This window comes from Sphaerospermopsis kisseleviana CS-549 (assembly GCF_028329225.1).
Taxonomy (GTDB): Bacteria; Cyanobacteriota; Cyanobacteriia; order Cyanobacteriales; family Nostocaceae; genus Sphaerospermopsis; species Sphaerospermopsis kisseleviana.
The window spans coordinates 1-11136 of record NZ_JAQMTI010000123.1; the positions used below are offsets into that span (position 1 = coordinate 1).

8 protein-coding genes and 1 pseudogene are annotated in these 11136 nt (G+C 38.2%); 2 read left to right on the top strand and 7 right to left on the bottom strand.

Annotation, left to right across the window (positions count from 1 at the left end):
• Positions 1-31: 31 nt before the first annotated feature.
• The 3 genes and pseudogenes from PN497_RS10635 to PN497_RS26000 form a co-directional block, all read right to left on the bottom strand.
• Complete coding sequence (locus PN497_RS10635) at positions 32-3421, bottom strand: phycobilisome rod-core linker polypeptide (protein WP_096567339.1); 3390 nt, start codon at positions 3419-3421, stop codon at positions 32-34.
• Positions 3422-4017: 596 nt separating this feature from the next.
• Entirely contained in the window at positions 4018-4620 is a 603-nt protein-coding gene (locus tag PN497_RS10640) for a hypothetical protein (RefSeq protein ID WP_096567337.1), read from the bottom strand.
• Positions 4621-4675: 55 nt separating this feature from the next.
• A pseudogene (locus tag PN497_RS26000) lies at positions 4676-4954 on the bottom strand (DUF7680 family protein); the annotation flags it as partial.
• A gap of 321 nt (positions 4955-5275) precedes the next feature.
• Between PN497_RS26000 and PN497_RS10650 the strand changes: the two are divergent.
• Together PN497_RS10650 and PN497_RS10655 are read left to right on the top strand one after the other, a co-directional pair.
• Entirely contained in the window at positions 5276-5629 is a 354-nt protein-coding gene (locus PN497_RS10650; RefSeq protein WP_096567335.1) for a hypothetical protein, read from the top strand.
• Between the two features lie 14 nt (positions 5630-5643).
• Entirely contained in the window at positions 5644-6069 is a 426-nt protein-coding gene (locus tag PN497_RS10655; RefSeq protein WP_096567333.1) for a type II toxin-antitoxin system VapC family toxin, read from the top strand.
• 329 nt (positions 6070-6398) lie between these two features.
• Here the strand turns inward: PN497_RS10655 and PN497_RS10660 are convergent, their stop codons facing one another.
• From PN497_RS10660 to PN497_RS10675, 4 genes are all read right to left on the bottom strand, one after another.
• Complete coding sequence (locus PN497_RS10660) at positions 6399-6575, bottom strand: barstar family protein (protein WP_096567331.1); 177 nt, start codon at positions 6573-6575, stop codon at positions 6399-6401.
• Positions 6576-6686: 111 nt separating this feature from the next.
• Positions 6687-8486, bottom strand: coding sequence for a WD40 domain-containing protein (locus PN497_RS10665; RefSeq protein ID WP_272110098.1), 1800 nt, complete (start codon positions 8484-8486; stop codon positions 6687-6689).
• Between the two features lie 723 nt (positions 8487-9209).
• On the bottom strand, positions 9210-10004 hold the full coding sequence (locus PN497_RS10670) for a PP2C family serine/threonine-protein phosphatase (protein ID WP_096567328.1): 795 nt from the start codon (positions 10002-10004) through the stop codon (positions 9210-9212).
• 186 nt (positions 10005-10190) lie between these two features.
• Positions 10191-10847, bottom strand: a complete 657-nt coding sequence (locus PN497_RS10675; protein ID WP_096567326.1) for a vWA domain-containing protein — start codon at positions 10845-10847, stop codon at positions 10191-10193.
• Positions 10848-11136 lie beyond the last annotated feature (289 nt).

Genomic DNA, 11136 nt, shown 5'->3' on the forward strand with positions numbered 1-11136 from the left:
CCCCAGTCCCCAGTCCCCAGTCCCCAGTCACCTATCTACCACCGCGACCGGTTAAAACAGAAGGAGACAAGCTAGACCAAGATTGTTTTACCAGGTCAGCTTCAGCTTTCACACTACCCAAGTAGTTACCCGCAGGTAAGGAGGGGAAGCGGTTGTAAGGTACAACGTCTTCACCGAAGTAACGAGCGTATTCTGGGCTATTCACCATTGTTTCTACAGCCGCCCTTAAACCGCTATCAGCCAATAGTTTGTTATATTGGCGGATTTCGCCTTGGGTTGCGGGTGCGCGTCCCAAAATGTGACGGAATAAAAATTCAATCACTTTGGTGTTGGGATAGGGTGTGTAGAAACGCTTACGGTAAATTTCTGAACTTGCCAACTCTAGGACAAATTCACGCACGGTAATTTCACCATTACGCAGTTTGCTATCTAAATCACTGCGGCGTAAATAGTCAGGAATTTGCCCGCTAAATACGTCCATCACCTGAACATAAATAGCGTTAATTACCTGATTGGTTTCAGTTGAATTTGTACCAGTGGTAGCGCGGAAAATACGGGTTGGTTTGCGGCGACTTGTACCAACACCAACTTCTACCGACTGACCACGACCATCGTTGAAAGAACGACCTAACTCAATGAACAAGGGTTTGGTCTTGTCCATTTGTCTAGCTTGAGCCGCCAAATCTGCGATCGCATTCGCTAACATTGGCGTATTCTCAGTCTTGATCCGAGGCTTCACAGTCTCAAAGCTAGGTACAACCAAATCATCATTTTGCTTGGTTAGCTGGTTGTAAAGCTTCTCAGTATTGGGGAAGTTAGCCGCAGGTAAAGTTGGGAAGCGACGGTAAGGAACAGTATCTTCACCAAAAGCTTGAACATACTCAGCACTATTCACCATTGCACCGATAAAGGCTTTGATACCTTGAGTAGCCAAGATTTGGTTATACTTGCGGATTTCAGCTTGATCCATTGGCGCACGGCCTAAGAAATGCTTAGTACCCATCTCAATCACTTTAGTGTTGGGATAGGGTGTATAAAATTCCTTAACGTACAGGCTAGAACAACCTAAACCTTCAATAAATTCCTTAACGGTGATTTCTCCGTTACCCAGCTTACTTTCTAAATCAGTAAACTCGTTACCAGCAACATAAGGAGGAATATCACGCTCGAAAATTTGACGGTAAGCAGCACCAATCAAAGTTTTTACCGCTACTTTATCACCAATACCAGCGATCAGTTTAAAGACCTTGGTTTGCTCACGCTGCTTGGTAACACCTTGGTTAATACGGAAGTCAATATCTGGTTGGGTCCGCATTTCCTTAACTTCACCCAACTCCACAAAGCGAGGAGTTTCTTCCTTCTCAACTTTGTTGATATCTTCACGGATAGTTCCCACACGCAGTTGACGCAAGGAAACACCAGCAGGTGTTAAATAACGCTCATAAGGAACAGTATCTTCACTGAAAGCTTCACTGTACTCTACAGTGTCAAGGATGGCATCAACAACAGCATAGAAGCCTTTTTTGGAAGCAATATCAAAATACTTGTTGTTTTCTTGACGACCGTAGGTAGGACGACCTAACAAGCGACGGTGAATGTATTCAATCGCTTTACAAACATACAAAGATGTCCAGTACATCTTGCGGAATAAATCGGACTTCGCCAACATCCGCACAAACTCGCGGACGGTGATTTCGCCGTTTTCCAGTTTGATTTCTGCAACTTTCAGCCGTTGACCTTCGTAAACATCACGACCGAATACTTGTAAGTAACAAGCTTTGATTACTGCTTGGGTAGAGCTTTCAGAGAATTTAACACTTGTACCCTTACCAGCATTTCTGCTCATAGTACCGGGTAACTGGTCTAATTTGAACACTTTCGCGCCCAAAGCACCAGGAGCAACACCACGCGCACCGGGGTTACTGAGTTGGTTATTGATACCAGGTCCTTGGTGAATCAAGATCCGACGGGTATCTTTACCAAAAGGTGCAGGACTGCTGCTGGGGTTGCGGGTTTCTTTCGGGAAAATCGCCCCAAATTGAATTTCTAGCGGATCATTACCAGCACCGTAGGGATGTTGATCAGGTAATGGTTGTTCGTAAGCTGCAAAGGTGGTAATGAACTGAGGTACTTTGCGGAAAGGCGCACTGTACTTAAACAGGTCTTGCTGTGGTCCCCAGTTGCGACATTCTTGAGCTTCTTGACCCAGACCCCGAATGTAGGGAACGGTTTCTTCCCCAAAGTAATCTGCGTATTCTTTGGAGTCTACCAAAGCATCCACTAAAGCGGGTAAACCACCGTTAGAAATAATTGCAAAGTATTTTTGCACTTCTTCCCGGCTGCTTGGTCCACGTCCCAAAATGTGACGGAAAGCCAGTTCTATTACCCGGCTGTTAATAAAGGGTTGATAAAACTGTTTTTGGTAAAGGGGAGATTTAGCTAAACGGCGGATAAACTCCTTCATGGAGATATCGCCATTTTTAACTTTGGATTCTAAGTCAGAGATGGATAAGCTGTAAGCACGGGTAATATCGCGCTCAAATACTTGGCGGTAAGCAGCTTTGACTACTTCAGTTTTTTCGCTAGAAGACAAACCAGGCTTCATAGCGTACTTGGGACGGCGTTCTGCTGCGTTGAAGTAAATTTGAGGTAGTTGTAAACCTTGTTGATCCCCAGAAGGACGTTGACGGACTTTTGTGGATGGTGTAGGTGCTTTGAACTCAGTCAGCAACACATCCATGTACTGAGTCACGATTTCTGTTGCTTCAGGATCTTTGCGGAAGAATGACAAAGAAGCAGTTTTAATTTCTTGTAAAGCCACGATGGTAGCTTCACCAGAACAAGCATTTTCAATGATTTCCCGCAAACCTCTGGTATTTACAGAGATGATGTTGGGGTCGCCGGCAACAATGGCATAAGTAGCATAGCGCAAGAACCAGGACAAGTCCCGTAAGCTCTTGGACATATTGCCAGGACCATAACGAGCAACGTTAATGGGTCTAAAACCAGGAGGTGTGGGACCACCTGCGGAAGTGTTGAAGATGGAACGGAGGTTTTCAAAGAAGCCACCACGACTTTCAACGTAGGTGACTGTTCCTAGTTTCATGCCTTCTTGCACACTAGCACCAGCGCCCACCATTGCCATTTCCGGTTCTTGGGGCTTTTCTAAGAAAGCCATTGGTGAACCACCAACGAAGATCCGGTTAGCCGCACGAGAAACAATGATCTCAGAATTTTCGGTGAGGATCTGGGCGATTTCTAAACGTTTTGCACCAGAAGCAAAATAGCTTCCCAGTTCGCTTAGTTCACCTCTTCCCAAAAAGCGGTCTTGTTGTTCTGCTTGGGAAATGGTCGCTACAGGTAAGGTTTGATATAGTTGCGGACGCGCAACTGAGCTTCCACCACTTGCCTTAACACTCATTGGATTTCTAAAACTCCTATAAATAAGCTTATGTGTTAAGTCTGGGTTGCTTTTTGGCTTGACATATTGGTGTATTTATGTATAGTACGCCAGTCAAACTGCCAGTAAATTAACCCAGTTCAGTTTTTAGATTAGAACGTTTTGCGGTAACGCTGCTGATTTATTAAGAAGTATGTCAATTCTGTAATCTAAATCTGCCTGTTGGCATAAGTACCTACTGTGGACAGGCTGTGGAATGTTGAAGTTTTGTATCTTTGTGTTACATTCGCTTGCAGCATATTTTGTAGCTGATTTATCTCTATTTTAGATTTTTTTTAGATTTTTTTTAGATTTTTTTCATGTTTTTGGGATTATTAATGTAAATAAGATTTTATTTGTTTAGATGAATTTAAATTTAAAAACAAGGATTAAGTTATGAGTATTTTTGGTATGATAGGTCTAAATAGGCTTTCCTGAAAAAGTGTTTCCAGATTAAGGATTTCAATGATTCAGGAGTTCAAGGATATCAATTGAATGGGGTGAAATGTGGTAGATACCGTAGGCAGGAAGATTTTTATTTTCAAATTGCAGGCAAGATGCCCGCACTACATTAAAAATTATTCCTGCTTAATTGCACTGATTAAAATTCCTAAAATCTTTTTCACATCCTTGATATAATATTCACTTAAATCAATGGAAACAAGTTTATCTTCTAACTTCAAAAATTGCCAAATAGTACCAATAGTTACAGCACCATAAATAGTCCTAATATTATTTTCGTTTTTCTCATTAAATAACTGAGCCGCAATCATTTCTGCTATACATTGAGCCAAACCTGATTTCAAGTTTTCATTTTTGGTTTCTACCAATATAATTACAGGTGCGCGAACAAAAAGCTGTTCTTTAGAAAGAGAAATTAGGAAATCACAAAAACCATTTAAACCTTGTTGATTATCAACATTAAAATCTACCCCTGAAAATAGACTGATTTGATTATTTAACTTTCTTCTTAATTCTAGTAAAATCGGGCTAATTATCATTTCAGAACGGGCTTTTTCAGTGTTAATGGAAACAGCTAAATCAACATTCTCTTTGAGAATTGTTGTTAGTAAATCACTGGGTTCTTCTTCCATTGTATCTGCAAATAACGCTGATACTTCATTTAGTGTCAACCCAAATTTCTGGATAATTTCACTTAATTTAAAATCACTGTAAGCCATGTTTATTACCTTTCAAAACAAACTCAACAGTCATCAGTCAACAAACCTCAGTCTCCTAATAAGCTGTTGTGCATTTAATTTGTATAAGTGGAACAGGCATCTTGCCTGTTAAACAAGAGTTCAGAATATTAGGATTATACAATTTAGCTGTGTAACAGCTTAATATCCTAATCGCTTTTAATGCCTGACTACGCTTCCCATGACTAATCTTAGCAAACCAATAATGGGATTCTTCATAACTCATGGATTTTATTCCTTGGGCAATATTAGCAATTCTTTCAGTTTTAGAAAGTGGTTGAACTGTCGCAAATAACAAAGCTAAATTTATACTCGTTTCTTCATTTAGAAACTATTAGCGGGCAAGACTTTTACTGAGCTTATTGAAGTATGCCCGCACTACAAGAGTTTTATCATTAACATCTGTACGTCATAATAACGGAAACTGCTCTATTTTAACAACAAATATTGAAATATCCATAAACTACAGGATGATGATTTTGTCTGAATCAGGATATCCAGGATTAAAGGATTTACAGGATGGTGATTTTGTCATCATCATCAAATCAAAGCACCAATTATAACTAAAAATGATTTATTGCTATATATTATGTAATCTCTGCTATAATTATCTTACCAAGAAAAAGGTGACAGAATTATGATTTTAGACATTAAACAATCTGCGTCTCAATCTTCACTGAAAATTGCACCTAAATCAACTTATGATCTATTGATAGAAAATCAAACAGATGGAACTGTGAAAGCGACATTATTGAGTTTACCAGAATGTCAAGGTGTAGGAAATACAGAAACGGAAGCAATAGAAGCATTAGATAAAATTCTGCAAGCTCGTTTAGGAAATGCTAAGATCGTGACTTTAGAAATTGCAGCACCAAAAACAGAAAATCCTTGGATGAAAATAGCGGGTAAATATAAGGATGATCCGCAATTTGATCAAATGTTGGAATATATAGAAGAATATCGTCGTGAATTAGATGCAATTAATGAATAAAGGTTAATAAAGAAGTGAATAATTTAAGAATATTAGATACAGATCATCTATCTTTATTACAACGAGGTAATTTTTTGATTAGACAGCAATTAACCATGTTTAATCCTGAAGTTATTGCCATAACTATTATCACCGCTACAGAACAACTACGGGGAAGACTGAATATTATTAACAGGTGCGAATCAGCAAATGAATTAGTTTTAGCTTATGCTAGGTTAGAGGATACATTAGAAGACATAAATAGTCTAAATGTCCTACAATTTACCGAAGCTGCGGGTAATATTTACACTGAATTAGTTAAGCAAAAAATCCGCGTTGGTACTCAAGATTTACGCATTGCTGCAATTACTTTATCAGTCGATGGGATTTTAGTTACTCGTAATTGGAAGGATTTTGAAAAAGTGCCAAATTTGCATTTAGAAGATTGGAGTATTAGTTAATAATGTCTGAATCAGGATATCCAGGATTAAAGGATTAACAGGATGTTTTTGACCATTTATTTATGGTTTTTTGTTAATGATAATGATAGGGAATATATCTTTTATCTGAATCAGAATTTATAATTATTCAATCTTCACAGATAATCTATAAATAACAATCCTGTACATCCTCAAATCCTGGTTATCCTGATTCAGACAAGCTATTTTTTAATAGTTAAAAATTTGAAAAAAATATTATTACCTTCCCAGTATTCCTGGGCTGAATTTAAAATATCTAATGCTATTTGGTATTGCGTCGGTTTAGCTTGAGCAAAGATATCAGCATGATCTTATGATATGACATATCTTTGAGCCGGACACCATGTTAAATCGGTAATACATTCATCAAAAGCATCCCAGTTATGGACGAAGTATGCAGGAAATTCTATTGCTTCAGCAGCTTGTTTTAAAAATGTTTGTTTGTTATTGATTTTTTTACCGTTAAGATAAAAAACTTTATGATTCATAGATTTATGGTGAGGAAATATGTTAGTAAAATTGTCTGAATCAGGATGTCCAGGATTTTAGGATTTACAGGATGATAAAATAGATCATTGCTAATAAAATCCTATCAATGACTACTTTAACCGCCAAATCTTGATAGTCTTGTCACCACTCCCACTAGCAAGAGTTTGACCATCAGGGCTATATGCTACTGACGTAACCCAGTGAGAATGACCAGTGAAGATTTGTAGGAGGTTTCCCGTTTTTACTTCCCACAGTTTAATAGTCGTGTCATTACTTGCACTAGCAAGAGTTTGACCATCAGGGCTATATGCTACTGACGTAACCCAGTGAAAATGACCAGTGAAGATTTGTAGGAGGTTTCCCGTTTTTACTTCCCACAGTTTGATAGTGTTGTCACGACTTCCACTAGCAAGGGTTTGACCATCAGGGCTGTATGCTACTGACCAAACCGAGTTAGAGTGACCAACGAAGGTGTGTAGGAGGTTTCCCGTTTTTACATCCCACAATTTGATAGTGTTGTCATTACTTGCACTAGCAAGAGTTTGACCATCAGGGCTGTATGCTACTGACCCAACCCAGTAAGAATGACCAGTGAAGGTGTGTAGGAGGTTTCCCGTTTTTACAGCCCACAGTTTGATAGTGTTGTCATTACTTGCACTAGCAAGAGTTTGACCATCAGGGCTGTATGCTACTGACGTAACCAAGTTAGAATGACCAGTGAAGGTTTGTAGGAGGTTTCCCGTTTTTACAGCCCACAGTTTGATAGTCTTGTCACCCCCACTAGCCAGAGTTTTACCATCAGGGCTGTATGCTACTGACGTAACCAAGTTAGAATGACCAGTGAGGGTTTGTAGGGGTGATTCCACAATAAGAGATGGTTTTACCTTAACAACACCAGCAAAAATATCAACACCCAACTTTGTAGAGCGATCGCACCAATAACAACTACCATAAGTTCTACTATAAAAATGACTATCTACCCTATCACATACAGTTAAGTTATCATTTCCTATTCTTAAAACCTCTAACCACTCCTTAGCAGTCGGACGTAAATGAGGATTTTTATACCCATCATTAAAACATCTGAGAAAACATTCCCGAATTGCAGGATGAACAATTATCATAGGAATTGTTCTCTCTACATGCTCAATCAAACTATTTTGAGAATACAACCATATACCATGCTTAATAAGTTCATTAACTTCTGGAGTTTCTCCCCCACCTGTCCATATTCCCTGAAAAGGACTATTACCACCAAATAACAATTGATAAATAATTACTGCTAATCGAAATCTATCATGTATTTCCGTTTGTTCAATCCTAGAAAAATCTTCACCAATTAATTCCGGTGGTGTATATCCTTCTGAACCAACTAAACAACGATAAACTTTACCATTTTTAGGATTTTTCACCTGAAAAGAATCTGTGTCAATAATTGAAGGTAAAGCACGATTATTAACTAAAATGTTTTGTGGTTTAATATCACCTAATACATAACCAGCTTCATGTAATGCTGCAATAATTGAAGCAATATTTAAAGCCGTAGTGTGTAGAAAACGCCAATCAATCTCAAGCTTTAAGCTCTTACGAAGCTGGGGGTTATAAATATTAATAAGCTCTTTTCCACCTTTAACTTCTGGCATTAAAAAACCTACATAATCACCTTTATCATCTTTTAATGATGAATTAGGCCAAGCAAAAGAAATATGATTAAGATGGGAATTTGGCTCTTTTGGTGCGTGCGCTATCATTGCCGCTAATTTTTCCATTCTTTCATGTGTTGGTGAATGGTAAATTTTAGCTAAATAACCATGATGATTAGTTCGCCAAACTTTAGCTTCTCCACTAGCAGCTATTTCATTTAACAAAGTAATTCTTTCACTCGTACTATCACAAATTAGAAACGTCATATAATTTTTCAGTTAATGGGATGAAATCAATATCAAATAGTATTGTTTACTAGGACAGGCTAGAAGCCCGTCCCACAATCAATATATAACCGACTTTTCGCACTTCAAAATGTCATACGTTAATACTTCAATAAATTTTACAAAAAATGTTGATATTATTCAATATTTAAACGTATTAATTATAGCCATTCGGAGATCGCTATTCAACCACCATTAACCGTAATTTTCGTAATTTTCATGTATTACAAAGCGAAGTTCGGAATGTGGGATATACAGCAGATTCCATTGCTATGAGGTACAAATTTTGATATACTAAAAACGGGTTACAGCCTTACTATTTAAATCGCTAAGAGTATTGCTATACAAAGATTTTTGCCTGGGCAAAAGTCTAGCAATCATCCGTTTTTACTATAATAAGCTGATGTGCAACTAAACTGTATAATTAAAAAACCTGAAGTTACATTAGCACAAGCATCTTGCTTGTATTAATTATTCAAGTTAAAGGCATAACAGCTTAAAACTCTTGTGGGGTGGGCATACTTCGACATAGTTCGACTCCGCACTTCGACTTACTTCGACTGCGCTCAGTACAGGTCGCTCAGTACAAGCTCACTAACCGCTCAGTACAAGTCTTGCCCGCCCGTGGTGTACCTCATAACACCAGAAAGTGCTGTAACTTTTGTGGGCTGGGCATCCTGCCCGCCCATCATTTAATTTAGTCTACTACATCTCTTTTTCAAACAAACATAAAACCAAAGTTTTATCATCATTAGTACGAGCATTTAACCTATCAGACTCAAGAAAATCCATAATATAATTCTCTCCATCACATCCAGGATTTTCTGTTTCTCGCAAATATGCCTCTAAAGGTTTAAAAAACGGCAGGAAAGGTTGCCAGTCACTAAATCTAATTGCTACTTTTTCTAGTCCATCAGTAGCAGCACAAATAAATTCTTGCTTTCCTGAAAATACCTTTACCTGCATTTCCTCCAGTCCACTCACTGAAGTGACAAAAGTTGTCTCGTTGAAAAATTCCCCCTTATCTGGTTTAAACAACATTTGATATTCTGTATCTTGAGAACTCATGACAATAAACCCGTCTCCAATTTGCATAGCTGCAACCCATTCAGGAGTTGCTATAAAAACCAATAATGTACAAGCTAAATCATTAACAGAATAATCTTTATTTGCTGCTTGTTTTGTTAAATCTGAAATTACATGATTAACGGTTTTAGTAAAAAGCTTTTTTGCTTCTTGTTCTGAAAGTGGTTGAGAAACCTTCTGCCAACATCGTTTTCGCTGCTGAAGATACTCACTAATTGTAGAAAGATATTTGAGCGTAGTTTCTACCGCTAGTTTAGAACCAATATGAGAATATTTAGCACTTCCAGCACCATCAGCAACCGCACCCACAATCACATCATTAAAAATGCGATAATGTCCGTAATCTTGACAAGGTATTTTTTGCTCTTGATGACTCGTTCCCACCGCAAAACGCGCTATAGCTTTCCAACTCACAATTAATAAATCCTGTATATTGTATTAGATTTTATAGGATATTTGTAACTCAAAACCCCTCTCCAAACCTTTTCCCTACAAGGGGAGAGGCTTTAAAATACGCCGTTTCACCACTTATCTTTTCGTATTCCCTCTCTTCTTAGGAGAGGGTTAGGGAGAGGTTCTTATAGCTTACTTATACATCCTCTAAGTTGTAATTTGCCCCCATCCCACCGGCGGTAATGCTACAGCTTCCCCTACTTTGTCACTAGAAACCCGTTTCATAGAAGTGGAAAGCCAAACAAATAAAGCACGAAAATCTAAGCCATTTAACATCACTGGAGACCGCCCAGGTGGTGCAATTTCTCTGAGTTTATTCATATCCGCATTTTGAACAGCAACAGTAAAAAACAACATTCGGCGCTGTTCTTCTCCTTCCCTCACCCTTTGCGCTGCATTTTGCCAATAATCTGTAGGCGCACCGTCAGTAATTAAAAATACCCAAGGACGATAATAAAGAATACCGTTATCCTTATACGTTTGTTTACGTTTTTCCACTAAATCTAAAGCGTATTCTATCGCTTCACCCATTGGCGTTACACCATCTGCTTCTAGCTTTGGCAGTGTAAAATGGTCTATAGTAACAAAATCTTGTATAAGTCGCACAGGTCCAAAAGTAACTATAGCCACTTCCACACTTAAAGAAGCATGAGCATCTTTTAATATATCTTCCTTAAAAGCCACCAAACCTGTATTTAACTCCTCTATAGGTTGCCCTGACATTGAACCAGAAGTATCTAATAACAGAACTACCGGACAACGATTTTCAGGGTTTTCAACAAACTCAGGTAAACCAAGCGCCATTATCTATATTCCTGGTTAATCAAATGGTAAATAACAACTAGATGCTAAACATTATATTTTAGATCATACTCGTTAACACCTAATCTAACATGGGTATTTTTACGGAATCAATACCTTGCCTAAACTGAAATCAAGTAGCAACCAAAAACGAGTACATTCATATAATGTTTTTCATAAAAGAGTCAGTGATGAAACTCAAAATTGCCAGTAATCGTTAAACTAAATATAAATAACCATCCGGATCAACAAATGAAAGCAATAGAAGTCACAGGGAACATTGATGAAAAAG

Excerpts from the sequence above, each read along its gene's own strand:
- PN497_RS10635 (WP_096567339.1), bottom strand. The coding sequence starts at position 3,421 with ATGAGTGTTAAGGCAAGTGGTGGAAGCTCAGTTGCGCGTCCGCAACTA.
- PN497_RS10640 (WP_096567337.1), bottom strand. The coding sequence starts at position 4,620 with ATGGCTTACAGTGATTTTAAATTAAGTGAAATTATCCAGAAATTTGGG.
- PN497_RS10650 (WP_096567335.1), top strand. The coding sequence starts at position 5,276 with ATGATTTTAGACATTAAACAATCTGCGTCTCAATCTTCACTGAAAATT.
- PN497_RS10660 (WP_096567331.1), bottom strand. The coding sequence starts at position 6,575 with ATGAATCATAAAGTTTTTTATCTTAACGGTAAAAAAATCAATAACAAA.
- PN497_RS10665 (WP_272110098.1), bottom strand. The coding sequence starts at position 8,486 with ATGACGTTTCTAATTTGTGATAGTACGAGTGAAAGAATTACTTTGTTA.
- PN497_RS10675 (WP_096567326.1), bottom strand. The coding sequence starts at position 10,847 with ATGGCGCTTGGTTTACCTGAGTTTGTTGAAAACCCTGAAAATCGTTGT.